A 20,412-nucleotide genomic window follows, 5' to 3' on the forward strand; every position below is an offset into this window, starting at 1 on the left:
TGTTAGAACTGCCCCCATGCTCACCGTGCACCGCTCCGAACGCGGCGACGTCCTGCTGGACGCGCTCGCCGAGGTGCTCGCGGTGCCCGGCGCCGATGCCTTCGTCCCGGACCTGATCGCGGTCCCGGCCCGCGGGGTCGAGCGGTGGATCATCCAGGGCCTCGCCTCCCGGCTGGGCATCGCGGCGAACATCGACTTCCCCACGCCCGCAGCGCTCGTCGCGGATGCGGTGGGAGCCGCGTCCGGCATCGCACCGGACCAGGACCCGTGGCGCGGCGAACGGCTCGTCTGGCTCGTGCTCGCCGCGATCGACGCGATGGCCTTCGAACCCGAGGGCGCCGTGCTGGCCCGGCACCTGGGCGTCTCCCGGTCCGGCGGATGGGCCGACCAACCCGGCCACCGGCCCCGGCGCCGGTATCCGACGGCCGAGCTGCTCGCCGGCCTGCTCCGGTCCTACGGCGCGAACCGCCCCGGCATGCTGGCCGAGTGGGCCGCGGGCCGCGACACCGACGGCCTCGGCGGCGAACTCCCCGAGGACCTGCGCTGGCAGGCCGAGCTGTTCCGTCGCGTCCGGGCGCTGGCGGGTGTGCCCAGCCCGGCGGAGCGGCTCGAGGAGGCGTGCGTGCGGCTGCGGAGCGAGCCCGGCCTCGTCGACCTGCCCGGCCGCTTGTCCGTGTACGGCCCCACCCGGCTCCCCTCGGATCAGGTCGCGATCTTCGGCGCGCTCGCCGCGGGGCGCGAGGTGCACCTGTGGCTCCCGCACCCCAGCCCGGCCCTCTGGTCCGCGCTGNCCGACGGTGCCGCCCTCGCCGCCCCGGTGCCCCCGCCCGTACCCCGGATCGCGGCGGCGCCGGCCGCGAACCCGCTCCTCGCCTCGCTCGGGCGCGAGGCCCGGGAGCTGCAGCAGCGCGTCGGCCCGCTCGCGGACGCCGATCTGCATCACCCCGCGCCCGCGCGCCCCGCGACGCTGCTGGGCGCCCTGCAGGCCTCCGTCGCCGACGGCGCGCCCCTGGACGGGCTGCACGCGCCCGACGGCTCGCTCGAGTTCCACGCCTGCCACGGCCCCGCCCGCATGATCGAGGTGCTGCGCGAGCGGCTGGTGCGGCTGTTCGAGGACGACCCCACGCTGCAGCCCCGGGACGTGCTCGTCACCTGCCCCGACATCGAGACCTACGCGCCGCTGATCCGCTCCGCGTTCGGCCAGGCCGTGACCGGGAACGAGGGCGAGTCGGCCGATCAGGTGCATCCGGCGCAGCGGCTGCGGGTGCGGCTCGCGGACCGGGCGCTGCGCTTCACGAATCCGCTGCTCGACGCGCTGGTCACCGTGCTGGAGATCGCCGACGGCCGCGCCACCGTGGCGCAGGTCCTCGACCTCGCCGCCACGGAGCCGGTGCGCCGGCGCTACCGCTTCGGCGACTCCGACATCGAGCGGCTCCGCGCCTGGGCGGGCCCGTCCGGCGCCCGCTGGGGCCTCGACGCGGCGGGCCGCGAACGCTACGGCCTCGGCGGCTTCCCGCAGAACACCCTCGCCACGGCCCTCGACCGGATCGTGCTGGGCGTCGTCGCGGACGAGTCGGAGGGCGCGTGGTTGGGCCTCGGGCTGCCGCTGGACGACGTGGACTCCACCGATATCGACCTCGTCGGGCGGTTCGCCGAGTTCCAGGGCGTGCTCACCCGCGCGAGCGCCGACAGCCGGGGCCGCCGGCCCGCGCGGGCCTGGGCCGAGTCGCTGCAGCGACTCCTCGGTGAGGTGGGTGCCGTGCCCGCCGCCGACTCCTGGCAGGTCACCCAGGCCGGCCGCGAGCTCACCGCCGCCCTCCGCGACGGCGCCGACCGCGACCTCACGCTCACCGAGGTCCGGGCGATGCTCGCCTCGCGGCTCTCGGCCAAGCCCACCCGCGCGAACTTCCGCACCGGCGAGCTCACGGTGTGCACCCTCGTTCCGATGCGGTCGGTGCCGCACCGCGTCGTCGTTCTGCTCGGCCTGGACGACGAGGTCTTCCCGCGCTCCACCCGCTACTCGGGTGACGATGTGCTCGGTCGCACGCCCTGTGTGGGGGAACGGGACCCCCGCGCCGAGGACCGCGAGCTGTTCCTCGACGCGGTGACCAGCGCGACGGACCGGCTGCTCGTCTTCTACACCGGCGCGGACCCGGTGAAGGGCACCCGCCGCCCGCCCGCGGTCCCCGCCTCGGAGCTGCGCGACGCGGCGCAGGCGCTGCTCGCGGATCCGGCGGCCGCGGGGCTGGAGTTCCGGCATCCGTTGCAGCCCTTCGACCCGGTCAACTTCGATCCCGCGGCGTTCGGGACGGGCGCACCGTTCTCCTTCGACCCCGCGGCGTACGCCGGAGCGGAGGCCGCGCTGCGCGAACCCGCCCCGGTGGCACCGTTCCTCGCGGCGCCGCTCGCCGCGTCCGCGGTCGAGGACGTCGACCTGGACGCGCTCGTCCGGTTCTGCGAACACCCCGTGAAGGCCTTCCTCCGGCAGCGGCTCGGGTTCACGGTCCCGGACGCCGACGACGAGCTCGCGGAGACGCTCACGATCGCCCCGGACGGCCTGCAGAAGTGGGACATCGGGGAGCGGATGCTGGCGTCCGCCCTGGCCGGCGTGCCGCCGGAGAAGTTCGCGGCCGCCGAGGTGCGCCGCGGCACCCTCCCGCCCTTCGCCCTCGGCTCGGCGGTGCTGGGCGACATCGGCGCCACCGTCGCCGAGCTGGCCCGCGTCGCGGGGCCGCTCATGACCGGCGCCGCGACCACCGTCGACGTGACGGTCGACGTCGGGGACGGGCGCAGGCTCGTCGGCTCGGTGCCGGCCGTCCGGCCCGACGGGGTGGTGCGCGCCTCGTTCTCCCGGCTCGCGCCGAAGCACCGGGTGGCGGCATGGATCGCGCTGCTCGCGCTGGCCGGAGCGGGTCACGACGGCGCCTCGGCCGTCGCGATCGGCCGGGCCAGGTTCCGCGGGGTGCTCACCTCGCGGCTGCAGGTGCCGCCGGACCCCGCGGCGGTGCTGCGCTCGCTGGTCGACCTGCGGGACCGAGGGCTGCGCGAGCCGCTGCCGCTGTTCCCCGCCGCGTCGGCGGTGTACGCGGAGCGGCGGCAGAACGGCGACGACCAGCCGGCCGCGACCGAGGCGGCGCTGCGCGCCTTCGACGACACCTTCGGCGATCAGGCGGACCGGTCGATCCGGTTCGCGCTGGGGGAGAACGCCTTCGCCGACGCGCAGGGCCCGCCGCACGACGGCGAGACCGGCTTCTCCTTCGAGCGCAGCCGGTTCGGCACTCTCGCCGCCCGGCTGTGGGTACCGATCCTCGCGTGTGAGGAGATGATCTGATGAGCGCGCGCGAGCCCGTGCTGGGCGCCGTCCCCTTCGAGCTGACCGGCCCCCTGCCCGCCGGGCCCACCACCACTGTGCTCGAGGCCAGCGCCGGCACCGGCAAGACCTACGCCATCGTCGGGCTGCTGGCGCGGTACGTCGCCGAGGGCGTCGCGGAGCTGGGGGAGATGCTGCTCATCACGTTCTCCCGGGCCGCCACCCAGGAGCTGCGCGAGCGCGCCCGCGCCCGGCTGCTGTCCGTCGAGCTGGCCCTGCGCGACCCCGACGCCGCGTCGGGGTCCGAGGACGAGCTGATCCGCCACCTCGCCACCGGCGACCCGGCCGAGATCACCGCCCGGCACCGCCGCCTGGTCACCGCACTCTCCGATTTCGACGCCGCCACCATCACCACCACCCACGGCTTCTGCCAGCGCATGCTCGACGCGCTGGGCCTCGCGGGCGACCTCGAGCCGGGCGCGGTCTTCGTCGAGGATGTCGACGATCTGGTGCAGGAGGTGGCGGAGGACGTCTACCTCGGCATGTTCGCGGGCCGCGAGCGCGCGCCCTTCTCCCTGGCGGACGCCCTGATCTACGCCCACACCGTCGTCGCCAATCCGCGCGCCGACATCACGCCGGCCGACGCCGAACCCGGGTCGGAGACGGGGTTGCGCGTCGACTACGCGCGGATCGTGCGCCGCGAGGTGGACCGCCGCAAGCGGATGGGCCGCCTGCGCGACTACGACGATCTGCAGGGCCTGCTGCGCGACGCCCTCACCGACCGCGAGCACGGGCACCGGGCCTGCGCCCGGCTGCAGGCGCTGTACTCGGTGGTCCTCGTGGACGAGTTCCAGGACACCGACCCCGTGCAGTGGGACATCCTGCACGCCGCCTTCCACCGCACGAGCACGCTGGTGCTGGTGGGCGACCCGAAGCAGGCGATCTACGCCTTCCGCGGCGCGGAGGTCTACAGCTACCTCAGCGCCGCCACCACTGCGGACCGGCACCAGGCGCTCACCGTCAACCACCGCTCCGACGCGCCCCTCGTCGACGCGCTGCAGCACCTGTACGGCGATGTCGCGCTGGGGGATCCGCTCATCGTGGCCGGCTCCGTCGAGGCGCACCGCCGCACCTCCCGGCTCGCCGGGGGCGCGCCGCTGCGGCTGCGCCACCTCGGCTCGAACGGCCTCGGCCCCAAGACCCAGTCCGGGACGCCGTACGTGCGGAACGTGCGGCCCGCCGTGCTCCGCGACGCCGCCGCCGACATCACCCGCACCCTCACGGCGGGCGAGCAGCTGGAGACGGCCCCCGGCGAGAGCCGCGCGCTGCGCCCCGGCGACGTCGCGGTGCTGGTGCGGAAGAACGCCCACGTCGCCGAGCTGCAGTCGCTGCTGCAGGACTACGGCGTGCCGGCCGTCGCCGCGGGCGGCGCCAGCGTCTTCACCACGGCCGCCGCCGTCGACTGGCTCCGCGTCCTGCAGGCGCTGGAGAACCCCGGTCGTAGCGACCGCGCCCGCCTCGCCGCGCTCACCCCGCTGTTCGAGTTCAGCGCCCGCGACCTCGACGAGCGCGGTGACGAGCTGGTCTCCGCGATCAGCGGCCGGCTGCGGACTCTCGCGGGCGTCTTCGCCCGCTCCGGCTTCGCGGCGATGTTCGATGCCCTCGCCACCCGCTCCCGCTTCGACGAGCGGCTCCTGGGCCGCGTCGGCGGCGAACGTACGCTCACCGACCTGCGCCACGTCGCCGAACTGGTCCAGCACGCCACCGTGACGCTGGGCCTCGGCCTCGGCGCCGCCACCCGGTGGCTCGCCGACCGCATCGCCGACCCGGGCCTGGGCGGCACCGCCGACCCCGCGCGCCGGCTGGCCACCGACACCGCCGCGGTCCAGCTGATGACCGTGCACGCGAGCAAGGGCCTGCAGTTCCCGGTGGTGTACCTGCCCTTCGGCTGGGATGACGGTTCCTTCGGCGGCAAGAAGACCTTCGTCTTCCACGACGAGAAGGGCGAGCGCCTCATCGACGTGGGCGGGGAGTACGCGCCCGGCTACGCCGAGCGGTACGCCGTCTCCCAGAAGGAGGCCGCGGGCGAGGAGCTGCGCCTGTTCTACGTCGGCGCCACGCGCGCGCAGTCCCGGCTGGTGCTGTGGTGGGCGCCCGGCACCACCACCCGCAGCTCGCCGCTGCACCGGCTGCTGTTCTCCGCCGACGTCGGTGGCGGCCGGATCCCCGTCGACCAGGCGCCGATCCCGCGCGACGCCGACGTGGGCCCGAGGCTGCGCGAGTGGGCCGCGCCCGTCGCCGCCGCGGTGTCCATCGAGGCGGTCGACCTCGCCGCGCCGAAGCCGGAGCCCTGGCGCCCCGAGGACCGCACCTACCCGGCCCTGGAACTGGGTGTCGCGAGCCGGCGGATCGACCCCACGTGGCGGCGCACCAGCTACTCGGCGCTCGTCGCCGACGCGGCCCACGGCCCGGCGGACGCCGCACCCGACACCGGCAGCGAGCCGGAGGAGCCGGTCACCGACGACGAGCCGACCGAGGACCCGATGGACGCTCCCGCCGAGGCGGGCGGCGCACCGCCGTCCCTGATGAACGGGCTGTCGGGCGGCGCGGTCTTCGGCACGCTGGTGCACGAGATCCTCGAGCACGTCGACACCGGAGCGCCGGATCTCGCGGCGGAGGTGCTGGCCCGCTGCCGCGAGGCGGCCGAGTTCGGCGCCACCCCGGACGATCCCGCCGAGGTGGCGGCGGCTCTCGTCGCTGTGCTGCACACGCCGCTCGGCACCGGCGACCTCGCGCACCTGACCCTCGCCGGGGTCGCGCCGGCGGATCACCTCGCCGAGCTGGACTTCGAGATCCCGCTGGGCGCGGACGACGGCGCCGCGGCCACCCTGTCGACGATCGCCGACCTGCTCGAACGGCATCTCCCCGCCGGGGATCCGCTCGCCCCGTACGCGGAGCGGCTGCGCGAGGTGCCCGGCGCGGCGCTGCGCGGCTACCTCACCGGCAGCATCGACTCGGTGCTGCGCGTCGCGACGCCGCAGGGCCCGCGGTTCACGGTGGTCGACTACAAGACCAACCGGCTCGCGCGCGGCGACCTGACGACGGCCGATTACACCGCCGAGGCGATGGCGCGCGAGATGATCTCGTCGCACTACGTGCTGCAGGCGCTGTTGTACTCGGTGGCGCTGCACCGCTTCCTGTCCTGGCGCGTGCCCGGCTATGCGCCTGCCACGCACCTCGGCGTCGTCCAGTACCACTTCGTGCGCGCCATGATCGGCCCCGACAGCCCCCCCGGCGCGGGCGTCTTCGAGTGGCACCCGCCGGCGGCTCTCGTCGTCGCGGTGTCGGATGCACTGGCAGGGGGCGGGCGATGACCACGACGGAGCCGACGCTGCTGGAGACTTTCGCCGAGGCGGGGGTCCTCGGCCCCGCCGACGTGCACGTCGCCGCCACCCTGGGCCGCCTCGGCGGCGAGTCCGACGCGGCCGTGCTGCTCGCCGCCGCGCTCGCCACCCGCGCGGTGCGGCTGGGCTCGGTCTGCCTCGAGCTGTCCCGCCTGCGGGACGTCGCGGTCGACGGCGAGCGCGAGGTCGACGTGGCCGCCCTGCCCTGGCCCGAGGACGCCGCCGTGCTCGACGGTCTGCGGCGCAGCCCGCTCGTGGTCGGCGCCGCTTCGGGGCCGCTGCGCCCGCTGCGGCTCGTCGGCGACGAGCTGCTCTACCTCGACCGGTACCACCGGCAGGAGGAGACGGTCCGCGCGATCCTCGACGCCCGTGCCGGCGCCGCCCCCGGCGTGGACGCCGCGCGCCTGCGCGAGGGACTGCGCGCCCGTTTCCCCGAGCCCGGCCCGGACCGGCAGCGGCTCGCGGCCGCGGCCTCGGTGCTCGGCCAGACGACGGTGCTCGCCGGCGGCCCGGGTACGGGCAAGACGTACACGGTGGCCCGGATCCTCGCGCTGCTCTTCGACCAGCACGGCCCGGACCTGCGGATCGGCCTGGCCGCGCCCACCGGCCGCGCGGCGGCGCAGCTCGCGGGCGAGGTCCGCGCGCAGGGGGCGACGCTCGGCCTGCCGCGGGAGATCCCGGCCCAGACGATCCACCGCATGCTCGGTTTCAAGCCGGGCAACGCGAGCCGGTTCCGGCACGACGCCACCAACCATCTGCCCTACGACGTGGTGGTGGTCGACGAAACCTCCATGGTCTCGCTGACCATCATGTGCCGCCTCCTCGAGGCGCTGCGGCCCGAGGCGCGGCTCATCCTGGTCGGCGACCCGGACCAGCTCGCGTCCGTCGACGCGGGCGCGGTCCTGGGCGACCTCGTCGCGCGCGGGGTGACGACGGCACCGTCGCCGGAGCTCGAGGCGCTCCTCGCCGACGAAACCGGGCGGCCCGGCGGCGACGAGGCGGGGATCGACGGCGCGGAGCTCGCCGACGCGCGCCGCGGCGTGGTGCGGCTGCGGCGCGGCCGCCGGTTCACCGGCGCGCTCGGCGAGCTGGCCGACGCGGTGCGGCGCGGCGACGCCGACCGCGTCGTGGAACTCGCCCGCGCCGGCGGCGACGGCGCCATCGAGTGGTGCGAGCCCGACGATCTCGCGGGCCTGCGCGCCGACGTGGAGCGGGCGAGCGGGGTCACCGTCGGCGCGGCACAGCGCGGGCTGGCCGCCGAGGCCGCCACCGGCGTCCAGCTGCACCGCGTGCTGTGCGCGCATTCGGAGGGGCCGTCGGGCGTCACCCGCTGGGCGCAGCTCGCCGAGGAGTGGGCGGGCGTCCGCGGCGGCGGATTCGGCTGGTACGCCGGGCAACCGCTGCTCGTGACCGCCAACGACTACGACACCAAGGTCTACAACGGCGACGTCGGCGTGGTCATCGCGCACGACGGCGACCCGGCGGACCTGCGGGCGGCGTTCGCCCGCGGTGGTGACGTCGCGCTGCTGTACCCGAACCAGCTGGTCGCGGTGCGCACCGTCTACGCCATGACGATCCACCGCAGCCAGGGCAGCCAGTACGAGGCGGTCTCCGTGGTGATCCCGCCCGCCGACTCCCGGCTGCTCACCCGCGAGCTCCTGTACACCGCGATCACCCGCGCCCGGCAGCGCGTCCGGCTGGTCGGCGGCGAGGAGGCGCTGCGGGCCGGCGTCGAGCGGCAGGTGTTGCGGGCGAGCGGCCTCCGGGGAGACGCTGGGGTATGACCGAGCGCAGGCGCGTCCTGATCCAGGGGGCCGGGGCGGTGTCGGCCGCGGCCGGCGCGCTCCTGGCGGGGACCGGCGCCGACGTGCGGGCCGCGTCCCGCCGCGACGACGTCGTCCTCACCGCCGTCGACCCGCGCGGTGTGGTGGCGCACGTGCCGGTGGTGCGGTACGCGGACGTCGAGCCCGGGACCGTCGACCTGCTGATCCTGACGTCCGCGCCGGGCGAGCTGGACGACGGTGTCGCAGCCGCGTTGGCCGCCGCCCTGCCCGCGACGGTCGGCGTGACCAGCCCCGTGATCGGCGACGCCGCGGTCGCGGAGCGGATGTTCCCCGACGCCGGGATCGCGACCCTCGCCCCGGGCCTGCTGTCCTTCGCGACCGCCCGCGGCACCGAGACCCGCGCCGAGTTCTGGGTGCCGCCGCTCGCGCCCGCGTTCGCGGCGGTCGCGGTGGAGGGCTCGCCGGGCTTGCCGCGCCGCCTCGCCGCGGACTACCCGAAGGTGATCGGGCGGGCGCCCGCGCGGGGCGTCGCCGCGGTGGGGGCGACGATGGTGCCGTACGCGGCCGAGCTGGCGATCGTCGGCGGCGATTGGCCCACGTTCCTGCGGCGCCTCACGCGGCCCGGCAGGGCGATGGCGGAGGCGATGCGCGTGGACGTCGGGCTGCCGGTGTTCGCGCCGCCCCCGATCGTCGTGCGCGCGGTGCTGCGGCAGCTGTGCCGGTCCGTGCCCTTCGACTTCCCCAAGTTCGCCGGCAACCACTTCGTCCGGCACGCCGGCCAGAGCCTGCGGATCCTCGACGCCTGGCGTGCCATGACCCCGCGCGCCACGCCCGCCCTGGACTCGCTCCGCGAGGACCTCGCCGCGGCGCTGTGACCGTCGGTGCCCGCCTCCGTCAGGGCTGGACGAGAAGCCGAATCGGATTGCCCTCGTGGCGCTCGAGCCGTTCGATGCCCGCCGCGACGTCCTCCAACGGCACGATCCCGCTGATCGACCGCGACAGGTCCAGCCGCCCGAGCGAGACGAGGGTCGCCAGGGTCTCGATGTCGACGTTCTTGTAGCCGAGGTGACCGAGCACCTGCTTCTTCGTCAGCCCGAACACGGTCGTCGGCCCGACGGTCGGCTCCTGATCGCTCATCCCGACGGAGATGAGGCGACCGCCGACCGTGAGATGGCTCAGTGCCTGCTCGAACGTCGCTTTCAGGCCGACGGCGTCGAAGGCGACGTCGAGGCCGCGGCCACCGGTGGCCGCAGCGATCTTCGCACCGAGCTGTTCGTCCCGGGAGTCGAAGGCATGGTCGGCGCCGACCTCCAGGGCGCGCTCGAGCACCTCGGGATTGATGTCGACCGCGATGATCGGCGCCGCGCCGACGAGCCGCGCCAGCTGCACGACGTGGGTACCGACTCCGCCGAGGCCCCAGACGCCGACGGATTCCCCGATGCAGACCTTCCCGGTCCGCACCACGGCGCCGTACGGGGTGGACACCGCGTCGGCGAGGATCGCCGCCTGCTCGAGCGGGACGTTGTCCGGGACGCGGGTCAGCCCGGCGGCCTGGGCCACGGTGTACTCCGCCCACGCGCCGTCGTAGGCGAACGCCATGATCTGGATCTGTGTGCAGTCGGCGGCGTTGCCGCGCCGGCAGTTCGGGCAGCTGGTGCACGGCCGGCCGGCGGCGACGATCACCCGGTCGCCCTCGGCCCACCCGGTGACGCCGGGGCCCACCTTCGCGATGGTCCCCGACGCCTCGTGCCCCTGCGTCACCTCCGGCAGCATCGCGGGGAACGTGCCGTTGATGAGGCTGAGGTCCGAGTGGCAGATCCCGCAGAAGGCGACCTTCACCAGCACCTCGCCGGGGCCGGGCTCGGGGATCGGCACGTCCTCGACGGTGATGGTCTTCGTCTCGGCGTGGAACCGCTGCGCGCGCATCGTCGGTGTCATGGGTCCATCATCGCGCGGATTCAGCCCGCGAACACCGGCGTGGCGAAGACGAACAGAGCATGGGTGCCCGGGGGTCCAGGTTGTCGGAATCCTCGCAGGTGGGAGGGCTAGGCGGCGCGCAACGGGTCGTGCTCGGCCATGAGCTTGTCGATCCGGGCCTCGTCGACGCGGACGCGGACGCTGTTCGCCTCCTGCTGGTCGCGGATGACCTTCGCGAGGTTGAAGGTGCTGGTGATGAGGAACAGGGCACCGACGAGCAGGAAGCCGCGCTGCCAGGTGTCGATGGGCAGGTAGAAGGCGCCGACGAGCAGGCTGCCCGACGAGACGGCGAAGGCGATCGCGGACTGGATGAAGAAGGCGGTGGTGGGCTTGGGCGAGGTGGCGATGGTGGTCATGCACACAGCGTGCCGCCCGCCGGCTCGCCGGGGATGAGTAGAACTACCCGTCCGCCGTGGGTACTTCGCGCTGTGAAAGCGGCCACACGATTGGGCGGGAACCGCGGCGGGCTGCGATTCTCATCTGAGAGAAGATCGACGGAGTTCTATCGCGGCGGAGGAGGCGACAATGGCGACCGTCCTGGTGCTCGCGGTGCTCGCGCTCCTGATCGGCGGCGCGATCTGCGTCGCCGTCGCCGCCCCCGGGCGTCGCGCCGCGCTCCCGAGTCGGTTCCTCGTCGCCGTGCTCGTGGGCCTGGTCGCGGGCGAGCTGGTCTCGATGCTCGCGCTCAACGGCGCGATCGAGGACCGGCTGCACGAGGACGCCGACCGCGCCGCGGCCTCGGCGCCCGCGGTGCGCGCCGCGCAGGCCGAGCTCGACGCCGCCCGCGCCGACCGCACCGCCCTGGACGCCGCGGTGGCGGAGGCCTCCGCCCGCCGCGACCAGGCGCTCGTCGTCGCGCGCTGCGAGTACCGGCCGAGCGCTGCCTGCCCGCAGACGTCGATCACCGGCGTCCCCGGCCGGGGCCCGGAGGCCCGCACCGCGAACGAGCGGCTCGCCGCGGCGCAGACCGACCTCGATCGCGCGACCGCCGCCCGGGCCAAGGATGCGCCCGCCCGCGACGCCCGCGTCGTGACCGCGCGGACCGAGGTCGCCGCCGCCCGGCAGGCCGCCACCGCGGGGGCCGACGACGGTGTCGGCGCGCGCTGGGTCGCGCTGAACGGCGTCACGGCGCATTCGCTCCCCGCCGCCGCGCTGCGGATCGCGATCGACCTCGTCTGCGCGGTGCTCGCCCTGCTCCCGCTGCTCCTGCGCCTGTGGCGCGGCGAGACCGTCCGCGACATCCGTCGCCGCCGGGACCTGGAGAGCGAGCGCCTGGCCTCCGCCGCGCAGTTGGCCATCGAGCGCCGCGACCACGAGCGCCGCGTCGCGCTCGCGATCGCCGACGACCGGCCCACCGAGGCGCTGCCCGTCCTCGGCGGCGCGGCGGCCGGCGCCGCCGCGCTGGAGGCCGCAGGATTCCAGCCGGTCGCGGTGACCGCGCGGCGCTACCGACAGGAGATCCCCGCCGTGGACGACGACTTCCTGCCCATCGCCGCCGCCGCGGAGGCGGCGAGCCTCGCCGCGGCGGGGCAGCCGCCCGCCGATGAGACGCCGACGGGCGAGATCCCGGTGCTCGCGACCGAACCCGAACCCGCCGAGGAGACCGCCGTGCCCGACGAGACGAACCTGCCCGCCCGCGTCGCGGAGTCGGCTCCCGCGGTCCACGCGTCGGCGGCTCCGGCGCGGGGCGCCGAGCACAAGCCCAACCCGTTCGTCCCGCCGGTGCTCGACGAGGCCGCTCGCACCCTCGCCGGCTTCGTCCGCCCGTTCGTGCCGCCACTCGTCGCGCGCGTCCTTCCCGGTGGAGGCGGCGGCGCGACCCGCGTGGTGCAGCAGTCCTACGAGGAGGTCGAGGAGGTCACTTTCGCGATGCGCCGCACCCGGAAGGTGGTCGTCGGCACCGTCGAGCAGAGCGTGCCGGCACCGTCGGCCGACGGTGCCCCGGGCCCCGTCGCGGCGCCGGTCCCGCCCTCGGCGCCCCGCGAGGAGCCGCTCGACGTGGCGCACGAGCCCGTCGCCGGACTACCCGGCGAGCGCGCGCGCGAGCTCGGCCAGGCGCGCGAGCTCCCCGGGAGGCAGTGACCGGATCGCGGGTGGCGCCGGGTCCTCCACGGACGCCATGGCGTCGATGACGGCGCGTCCCGAGTCGGTGATCGTCACGACCTTCGCCCGACGGTCCTCGGGGGAGACGGTGCGCTCGACGTGCCCGCGGGCCTGCAGGTCGTTGACGGCGACGGTGGCGGCGGGCGCGTCCATGTCCGCGAGGGCGGCCAGTTCCTTGAGCGTGAGCGAGCCGTAGCGGTCGAGGCGCTTGAGCGCCCGCAGCCGGCTGAAGGGCAGGCCGGTGCGCTCGACGACCGCGCGACGCCAGTCCGAGCGGCTGTCGATGACGGCGTGGACGAGCAGGCTCCACACCTCGTCCGGGTTGTCAGTGGGCACCGGCCACCTCCTTCGTCTCGAGCAGCGGCGCGATCCGCGCGCGCGAGCGCTCCGCCCGGGCGCCGGTCGACAGGACGGCGAGCGCCACGACGACCAGCGCGAAACCCGCGACGGCCCACCAGAGCGTCGCCCCGGCGATGAGGCCGGACAGGGCGACCCCCAGGCTGATGCCCAGCTGCCGGCTGGTACTGGCGACCGCGGCGGCGGCGCCCGCCCGGTCGAGCGGCATCCCGCTCACCGCAGAGGTGGTGATCGGCGCGTTGACCAGGCCGAAGCCGATGCCGAAGACCGCGAAGACCACCGCAAGCTCCGGCAGGGGCGTGCCCGCCTCGACCGTCGTCAACACCACGGCCGCCGCCGTCATCAGGAGGCCCGCGCCGAGCAGCGAGGGCCGGGGGCCGAACCGTGCCACGAGCCGACCGGACACGGGGGAGGCGACCAGCACCGAGAGCGCCATCGGCAGGAACATCAGGCCGGTCTGCACTGCGGAGAAGTGCCGCGTGTTCTGCAGGTACAGCGACATCGTGAACAGGAACGCGCCGAAGCCGGCGAAGGCGCAGACCGCGGTGAGCGTGGCGGCGGAGAAAGGGATGCTGCGGAAGAAGCGCAGGTCGACGAACGGCGAGGGGTGCCGGCGCTCGTGGGCGATGAACGCGGCGAGGGCGGCGGCCGCGAGCACGAACATCAGCGGTTCGCGCTCGATGAGGCCGAACACCGCGGTGAACATCACCGCGATCGCGAGCACCTGCCCGAGTGGGTCGATGCTGCGCGGCACGGCGGCCTTGGACTCCGGCACCACGGCGTACGTGAGCCCGAGCGCGATGGCGCAGATCGGCAGGTTCACCCAGAACACCGACTGCCAGCCCAGGGCGTCGATGAGGACGCCGCCCACGAGCGGCCCGACCGCCGTGGAGACCCCGACCACCGCGCCCCACAGGCCGATCGCGCGGGCGCGCTCGGAGGGTTCTGTGAAGACCGCCGTGACGATGGAGAGCGCGACGGGCGTGAGCATCGAGCCGCCGACGGCCTGGATCCCGCGGGCGGCGATCAGCACGTCGACGGTGGGCGCGAGGCTGCAGAGCAGGGAGCCCGCCGCGAAGACCGTGAGCCCGATCCGGAAGACGCGGCGCCGCCCGAAGCGGTCGGCGGTCGCGCCGGACAGGACCAGCAGGCTGGCGAGCGTGAGCGTGTAGATGTCGACCACCCATTGCAGGTGGGTGACCGACGCCGCCATCTGCCGCCCGATCCCGGGGAGCGCGACGTTGACGATGGTCACGTCCATCGAGGAGATCAGCAGACTCAGGCTGCACGCGACGAGGACGAGCGCGCGACGGCGCGGCCCCAGCCCCGAAACACTTGTAGGCATACAAGGATTATATGTCCATAACTAATAATGTGGGAACCATCTCCGTTCGTGTACGCCCTATACGCAATCTTTGCTATACTGCAAACAGGAGATCCGAGCGCAGAGGAGGCGCCCGTGGTTACCGTTTTCGCAGTCTGTGCCGTCGTCGGGGTCCTGGTCCTGATCGCGTCACTGGTCCTGGGGGACTTCGAGGTCGGGGGAGTCGAGGTCGGCAGTGCCGACGCCGGCCTGCCCTGGCTCAGCGCGCCCGCACTGGCCGCCGCCGTCGGCGTCTTCGGTGTGGTCGGCTGGCCCCTGTCCGCCGGGGCGTCGCTGTCGACGCCCGTCGTCGTGGGTGCAGCAGCCGCCTCCGGCGTCGCCGCGTACAGCCTGCTCATGCTGGTGCTCCGCGCGATGCGCCGGGCGCAGACCGGCACCGTCGCGGGGCTCCGCGCCGCGGTCGGCACCATCGGCGAGCTCAGCATGGAGATCCCGGCCGGCGGCTGGGGCCGGGTGAGCTACGTCGACTCGGAGTCGGCGCGCGCCACGACGACCGCCGTGCTGGTCGACGGGACCGCCTCGGCCCCCGACGGCCAGCAGGTGCTCATCGTGGACGTCGACGGGGACCGGCTGGTGGTGCAGCCGCTCGAGACTCAGGCCTGATCACAAGCGCCGGGCCGTCGCGCCCGGCAGAGGGAGGGAATCAATGACCGTATCGATCCTGATCGCGGCCGGTGCCGCGGTGATCGTGATCCTGCTCGCCCTGTGGATCTTCTTCCACAACTACATCAAGTCGCCGCCCGACCAGGTGGCCATCTTCACCGGCCGCGGCGAGATGAAGGTCGTCCGCGGCGGCGCCCGGTTCAAGGTGCCGGGCCTCGAGCGCGTCGACTACATGCCGCTGCGCCCCTTCGAGGTGCGCATCGCGCTCAACAACGCCCGCAGCATCGACGGTGTGCCCGTCGAACTGCAGGCCGTCGGCCTCGTGCGCATCGGCACCACCGACGAGATGACCCGCACCGCGGCGCAGCGCTTCCTCACCGCGAACATGGCGGAGCTGGAGAACCAGATCAACGAGATCCTGGCCGGCAGCCTTCGCGGCATCGCGGCCACGATGACCGTCGAGCACCTCAACAGCAACCGCGAGGCACTGGCCCGCGGCGTGGTCGAGGAGGCGGGTGGCGACCTCGCGCGCATCGGCATGGAGGTCGACATCCTCAAGATCGCCGGCATCGAGGACCGCAACGGCTACCTCGAGTCGCTCGGCCAGAAGCGCATCGCCGAGGTCAAGCGCGACGCCGACATCGGCAAGGCCGAGGCCGAGCGCGACTCGCTGATCCGCTCCGCCGACGCCCGGCGCGCCGGGGAGATCGCGCAGACCGAGGCCGAGACCGCGATCGCGGAGGCCCAGCAGGGTCGCGACGTCCGCATCGCCCAGCTCCGTGCCCAGACCGAGGCGCAGAACGCCGAGGCCGACCAGGCCGGCCCGCTCGCCAAGGCGAAGGCGGAGAAGGCCGTCGGCATCGCGCTCGAGGAGGCCGAGGCGGCCCGCGTCGAGGCCCGCACCGAGGTCGAGCGCAAGCGTCGCGCGCAGGCCGAGGCCTCGCTCGAGGCGGACGTCATCGCGCCCGCCGAGGCGGCCCGCCAGGCGGCGGTCGCGCGCGCCGAGGGTGAGCGGCAGGCGGCGATCCTGGCCGCCGAGGCGTCCGCGGAGTCGACCCGCCTCGACGGCGAGTCGAAGGCGCAGGCCCGCAAGTCCGCCGCGGCGGCGCTCGAGGCCGAGCTGCGCGCCGATGCGGCCGGTAAGCAGGCGCAGGCCGAGGCGTTCAACCAGTACAACGCCGAGGCGGTCCGGCTGCTGCTGGCGCCGCAGGTGCTCGCCACCGTCGAGGCGTCGGTCCGCGCGCAGTCCGAGGCGACCGCCGCGATCGACAGCATCAACATCATCGGCGGCAGCGGGAACGACGCCACCGGCGGCCTGCTCGGCCTCTCGGGCCAGTCCGTCGCGGCCGTGGTCGCGGCGCTCAAGTCCCAGGGCATCGACCTGGGTCAGCTGCTCGGCGCAGTTCCGGGCGAGACCGTCGTGGTCGACGAGTAGCCGACCGTGAAGCCCGGCGACGCCGAGGCGCTGCGCCTCGCGGTGGGCCTGCTGGAGCAGCGACTCCGGCAGCTGCCCGCCGCGGGGCTGCGCGGTTCCGAGCTGTTCGTGCTCGCCACCGTCGAGGCGCTCGGCGTGGACGCCTTCCCGACGGCGATCGGCGACCGGCTCGCGATGAAACGCTCGAACGTCTCGGTTGCCGTCGCCGACCTGCGGCGCCGCGGCTTCCTGCAGGGCGACGCCGACGGCTCCGACGGCCGGCGGCGGCCCGTCGCGCTGACGGACCGCGGGCGAGAGGTGCTGCATGCCCGGGACGCCGCACAGGACGCCTGGTTGGTCGCGACCGGCAGCGCGCAGCTCACCGCCGACGAGGCCGCCCGCTTGCGCGACGCGGTGCCCCTCCTCCTGCGCCTGGCCGCTGGCCCGGACGCGTGAGAATCACCGCGAGCGCAACCCTTATGGCGGCCGCCGGGCGGCGATAATCTCGGCCTCGTGAGTGGTCTCTTCTCCTTCCCGAACCCGGTCAACGAGTACGCGGCCCGCGCGACGGCGGCGCTGGTGGTCGTCCTCGCGGTGGTCACGATCGTCGCCGGTCAGTGGTGGCTCTACGCCGCCCTGGCGATCGGATTCGCGCTGCGCGTCGCCGGCGGGCCGCGCTATTCGCCCTTCGGCCGGCTGTCGGTGCACGTGATCGCGCCGAAGCTCGGACCCGCCAAGCTGGTGCCCGGCCCGCCCAAGCGGTTCGCGCAGACCATCGGCCTCGTCTTCTCGACCGTCGCGCTGGCGCTCTTCCTGACGGGGAACACCGTCGCGGCCCAGGTCGTGCTCGGCCTGCTCGTGGTCGCCGCGCTGCTGGAGTCGGCCGCGGGCGTGTGCCTCGGCTGCATCGTCTTCGGCTGGCTGCAGCGCCGCGGCGTCATCCCCGCCTCGGTGTGCGAGGCCTGCGCGGGCGTGAACACCACTCCGCCCACCCTCTCGGTGCCGCAGTAGCGGTACCCACCGACGAAAGAACGCCGCCGCGGATTCCTCCGCGGCGGCGTTCGTCTGTCAGGGGTGCGTCGCTGAAGGACGTCAGATCTGGCCGACGATCTCCTCGGCCCACTCGACGGCCTTCTCGTCCACGTCGTCGGTGCCGGAGTTGTCGTGCTCGAAGCGGTCGCCCACCTGGGTGGCGCCCAGCCCCGTGAGGTGCTTGACGATCGTCTTGCGGGCGGCGTTGTAGGTGTCGACGTAGATGGTGTCGCCGAGCCCGAAGACCGCGAAGCGCAGGCCCGACAGGTCGGGGGCCGCCTCGAGCAGGTCCTCGAAGAACTCGGTGGTGCCGGCGGGCAGCTCGCCCTCGCCGTACGTGGCGCACGAGAAGACGTGGAAGTCCGCGGGATCCAGCGCGTCGATCTCGCCGTCCATCATGTCGTGCAGCTCGACGGAGCCGGCCTTGGCGAACACGGTGTACATGGCGTTCGCTGCGCCCTCGGCGGTGCCGGTCGAGGAACCGTAGAAGATGTGAACAGACATGGGAGGAGATTCTAGCCAAGCCTCACCTCGTGGTGTGAGCTGCATCCTGTCGGTGTGACGTCCTAGGCTTGCCGCCATGCCTCACGCAACCCTGGCCGACGGTGCCCGGCTCGCCTACACGGTGCACCCCGCTGCGCCCGGTGCGAACGGTCCCGGAGTGCTGCTGTTCGCCGGTCAGGCACTCGCCGGATCGTCGTGGGCGCCGGTCGTTGACGACTTCCGCGCCGACGGTCCCGTCATCACGTTCGACCACCGCGGCATCGGCGCCAGCGACGACGTCTTCCCGCGCGGGTGGAGCACCCGGGACTGCGCCGCGGACGCCCTCGCGGTGCTCGACGCCGCCCGCGCGGACGGCGCGATCGGCGACGTAGTCGACGTCTACGGCTTCTCCATGGGCGGCCGCGCCGCCCAATGGCTGGCCGCCGACCAGCCCGGGCGGGTCCGCCGGCTGATCCTCGGCGCCACGACGGTCGGCGACGCCCACGGCGTCGCGCGCCCCAGCGAGGTGCTCCGCATCCTGGTCCGCTCGGACCGACGGGCCCTGCTGGAGCTGTTCTTCACGCCCGAGTGGCTCGCCGTCCACCCCGAGGCGGCCGAGGCGATCCTCGCGCAGCCGCGCTCGCTGCCCGCCCAGCGCGCGCACTTCGCCGCGAGCACCGACCACGACGCGGCCGCGGCCCTGCCGTGGATCGAGGCGCCCACGCTGATCCTGCACGGCGCCGACGACCGCATGTGCCCCGCCGAGAACGCCGAGATCCTCCGCGCCGGCATCGACGGTGCTCGGATGCGGGTGTACCGGGGCGTGCGGCACGGCTACCACCTGCAGGAGCCGGCCGCCACCGTCGACGCCCTGGACTTCCTCACCGCGCGCTGACCCGCCACTGCTACCGTCCATCCATGGCGGACTACGGCAGCTTCCAGGACGGCATCTACGCGGAGGGGCTGCTGGCGAAACACCGCCACTTCCCCTACACCTTCAGCGATCTCGAGGCCCGCGCGCAGCAGGTGCTCGACCACTCCCTCTTCGACTACGTGCGCGGCGGGGCCGGCGACGAGACCACCCAGGACGCGAACGTCACCGAGCTGCGGCGCTACGGCTTCGTCCCGCGGATGCTCCGCGACCGCAGCGTCCGCGACCTGTCGACCACGTTCCTCGGCGCCGAGCTCGACGCCCCGCTCATCCTGTGCCCCGTCGGGGTGAACGGCCTGGTTCACGAGAACGGCGACATCGAGGTGGCCCGCGCCGCCGCGGAGCTGAACGTGGCGGCGATGTACTCGACGCTGTCGGAGGCGCCGCTCGAGGAGATCGCCGACGCCCGGGGCGACTCCTTCGCCGCCTTCCAGCTGTACCCGACCAAAGACGATCAGCTCACCGACAACCTGGTGCGCCGTGCCGACAAGGCGGGCTTCGACGCGCTCACCATCACGCTCGACACCGGCAGCCTGGGCTGGCGGCCGCGGGACCTGCGCAACGGGTACATCCCGTTCCTGCGCGGCCGCTGTCTCGCCAACTACCTCACCGACCCGCGGTTCATCGAGCTGTGCGGGGTGGAGAACCCGCCGCCGCTGCACGCGGGGATCGTCTGGTCGTCGCTGTTCAGCAAGCCCACCTTCTCCTGGGACGACGTGGCCCGCATCCGGCGGATCACCGACCTGCCGATCATCCTCAAGGGCATCTGCCACGCCGAGGACGCGCGGAAGGCGGCCACCGAGGGCGTCGACGCGATCGCCTGCTCCAACCACGGCGGCCGCCAGGCGAACGGCGGACTGCCGGCCGTGAGCCACCTCGAGGGCGTCCTCGACGCGGGCCTGCCCGTGACCTTCGACAGCGGCGTCCGCGACGGGGTCGACGTCCTGCGCGTGGTGGGTCTCGGCGCGACGCTGGCCGGCATCGGCCGTCCCTACGTCTACGGCCTCACCCTCGGCGGGGCGGCGGGCGTCGAGCACGTGCTCCGGTCGGTGCTCGCCGAGGCCGACCTGACGATGGCCGCCGACTGCCTCACCACCCTCGCCGACCTGCACGTCGTCAAGCGGTGATCGGCGTCGACTTCGACTGGTTCGGCTTCGAGGACGCGGTCTGCGCCGAGTTGCGCACCGTCGCGCGGGCGCTCGTCTACCAGGCCGACGGCGAGCTGCCCTACGCGTACGCGCTGACCACCTTCTACGCCGAGCGGGGCGGCATTATCCTGCTGCCCCACCCGGCGCTGGGCACCGTCGAATCCGTGCCGCCGCACGCGCTCTGGGATCCGCCCGCGTGGCCCCGCCGCGACGGCGAGTGGGCGCGCCGCCCGCCGCTCGACGGCTGGCAGGACGCCCTCAACGACGCCGTCGAGGGCCTCGACGACGCGGCGTGGAGCGCGGCGCACGCCCGCTACGGGTACGCGCTGCTCGGGGCGATGCGCCGCGCGAAGGCGGAGTTGGTCGCGGAGGACGCCCTCCCGCGGGAGACCGTCTGCCTACTGGACGACGACGGCGAGCTGGCCGTGAAATCGGCGTCCGAGCAGGAACTTCGGGGGTACTGGGCGGCCCGCGCGGAGTAG

General features: G+C 74.4%; 17 protein-coding genes and 1 pseudogene. 13 read left to right on the forward strand and 5 right to left on the reverse strand.

Annotated elements, in window-relative coordinates; all coding sequences use genetic code 11:
* Positions 1-16 precede the first annotated feature (16 nt).
* The 5 genes and pseudogenes from ACM9LD_RS19050 to ACM9LD_RS19070 form a co-directional block, all read left to right on the forward strand.
* Positions 17-790: exodeoxyribonuclease V subunit gamma (locus tag ACM9LD_RS19050; RefSeq protein WP_415678124.1), on the forward strand; the 774-nt coding region annotated here is incomplete at its 3' end.
* 1 nt (position 791) lies between these two features.
* Positions 792-3,331 (forward strand): annotated as a pseudogene (recC, locus tag ACM9LD_RS19055) (exodeoxyribonuclease V subunit gamma); the annotation flags it as partial.
* Positions 3,331-6,684: a UvrD-helicase domain-containing protein gene (locus ACM9LD_RS19060; protein WP_415678125.1), complete on the forward strand. Its 3,354-nt coding sequence runs from the start codon at positions 3,331-3,333 to the stop codon at positions 6,682-6,684. The pseudogene recC and the gene ACM9LD_RS19060, both read left to right, overlap by 1 nt.
* A complete protein-coding gene (gene recD / locus ACM9LD_RS19065; protein WP_415678126.1) occupies positions 6,681-8,498 on the forward strand; it encodes an exodeoxyribonuclease V subunit alpha in 1,818 nt (605 codons plus the stop codon). Before ACM9LD_RS19060 ends, recD begins: the two co-directional genes overlap by 4 nt.
* Positions 8,495-9,373 (forward strand): hypothetical protein, encoded by an 879-nt coding sequence (locus ACM9LD_RS19070; RefSeq protein ID WP_415678127.1) that lies wholly within the window; start codon positions 8,495-8,497, stop codon positions 9,371-9,373. Before recD ends, ACM9LD_RS19070 begins: the two co-directional genes overlap by 4 nt.
* Positions 9,374-9,392: 19 nt before the next feature.
* Here ACM9LD_RS19070 and ACM9LD_RS19075 read toward each other — a convergent pair whose 3' ends face one another.
* Entirely contained in the window at positions 9,393-10,436 is a 1,044-nt protein-coding gene (locus ACM9LD_RS19075) for a zinc-binding dehydrogenase (protein WP_415678128.1), read from the reverse strand.
* 107 nt (positions 10,437-10,543) lie between these two features.
* On the reverse strand, positions 10,544-10,831 hold the full coding sequence (locus ACM9LD_RS19080) for a YiaA/YiaB family inner membrane protein (protein WP_415678129.1): 288 nt from the start codon (positions 10,829-10,831) through the stop codon (positions 10,544-10,546).
* Between the two features lie 169 nt (positions 10,832-11,000).
* Between ACM9LD_RS19080 and ACM9LD_RS19085 the strand changes: the two genes are divergently transcribed.
* Positions 11,001-12,557, forward strand: a complete 1,557-nt coding sequence (locus ACM9LD_RS19085) for a DUF4407 domain-containing protein (protein WP_415678130.1) — start codon at positions 11,001-11,003, stop codon at positions 12,555-12,557.
* Here the strand turns inward: ACM9LD_RS19085 and ACM9LD_RS19090 are convergent.
* Both ACM9LD_RS19090 and ACM9LD_RS19095 read right to left on the reverse strand, forming a co-directional pair.
* Positions 12,498-12,914: a MarR family winged helix-turn-helix transcriptional regulator gene (locus tag ACM9LD_RS19090; protein ID WP_415678131.1), complete on the reverse strand. Its 417-nt coding sequence runs from the start codon at positions 12,912-12,914 to the stop codon at positions 12,498-12,500. The two genes, ACM9LD_RS19085 and ACM9LD_RS19090, sit on opposite strands and share 60 nt — an antisense overlap.
* On the reverse strand, positions 12,904-14,280 hold the full coding sequence (locus ACM9LD_RS19095; RefSeq protein ID WP_415678132.1) for an MFS transporter: 1,377 nt from the start codon (positions 14,278-14,280) through the stop codon (positions 12,904-12,906). The genes ACM9LD_RS19090 and ACM9LD_RS19095 overlap by 11 nt, the downstream gene beginning before the upstream one ends.
* A 114-nt stretch (positions 14,281-14,394) precedes the next feature.
* On the opposite strand from ACM9LD_RS19095, the gene ACM9LD_RS19100 reads away from it, so the two are divergent.
* From ACM9LD_RS19100 to ACM9LD_RS19115, 4 genes are read left to right on the forward strand one after another with little or no spacing between them, the layout of a single operon-like run.
* Positions 14,395-14,922 (forward strand): hypothetical protein, encoded by a 528-nt coding sequence (locus tag ACM9LD_RS19100; RefSeq protein ID WP_415678133.1) that lies wholly within the window; start codon positions 14,395-14,397, stop codon positions 14,920-14,922.
* Between the two features lie 43 nt (positions 14,923-14,965).
* Positions 14,966-16,357, forward strand: coding sequence for a flotillin family protein (locus tag ACM9LD_RS19105; RefSeq protein ID WP_415678134.1), 1,392 nt, complete (start codon positions 14,966-14,968; stop codon positions 16,355-16,357).
* Positions 16,358-16,363: 6 nt separating this feature from the next.
* Positions 16,364-16,792 (forward strand): MarR family winged helix-turn-helix transcriptional regulator, encoded by a 429-nt coding sequence (locus ACM9LD_RS19110; RefSeq protein ID WP_415678135.1) that lies wholly within the window; start codon positions 16,364-16,366, stop codon positions 16,790-16,792.
* Positions 16,793-16,849: 57 nt separating this feature from the next.
* Entirely contained in the window at positions 16,850-17,347 is a 498-nt protein-coding gene (locus ACM9LD_RS19115; RefSeq protein ID WP_415678136.1) for a DUF4395 domain-containing protein, read from the forward strand.
* Between the two features lie 81 nt (positions 17,348-17,428).
* Here the strand turns inward: ACM9LD_RS19115 and ACM9LD_RS19120 are convergent, their stop codons facing one another.
* A complete protein-coding gene (locus ACM9LD_RS19120) occupies positions 17,429-17,872 on the reverse strand; it encodes a flavodoxin domain-containing protein (RefSeq protein WP_415678137.1) in 444 nt (147 codons plus the stop codon).
* A gap of 76 nt (positions 17,873-17,948) precedes the next feature.
* On the opposite strand from ACM9LD_RS19120, the gene ACM9LD_RS19125 reads away from it, so the two are divergent.
* From ACM9LD_RS19125 to ACM9LD_RS19135, 3 genes are read left to right on the forward strand one after another with little or no spacing between them, the layout of a single operon-like run.
* Entirely contained in the window at positions 17,949-18,746 is a 798-nt protein-coding gene (locus ACM9LD_RS19125) for an alpha/beta fold hydrolase (RefSeq protein ID WP_415678138.1), read from the forward strand.
* Positions 18,747-18,769: 23 nt separating this feature from the next.
* Positions 18,770-19,909 (forward strand): alpha-hydroxy-acid oxidizing protein, encoded by a 1,140-nt coding sequence (locus ACM9LD_RS19130; protein WP_415678139.1) that lies wholly within the window; start codon positions 18,770-18,772, stop codon positions 19,907-19,909.
* A complete protein-coding gene (locus ACM9LD_RS19135; RefSeq protein WP_415678140.1) occupies positions 19,906-20,412 on the forward strand; it encodes a hypothetical protein in 507 nt (168 codons plus the stop codon). Before ACM9LD_RS19130 ends, ACM9LD_RS19135 begins: the two co-directional genes overlap by 4 nt.

The organism is Tsukamurella hominis (assembly GCF_965137015.1).
In the GTDB taxonomy this organism is placed as follows: Bacteria; Actinomycetota; Actinomycetes; order Mycobacteriales; family Mycobacteriaceae; genus Tsukamurella; species Tsukamurella hominis.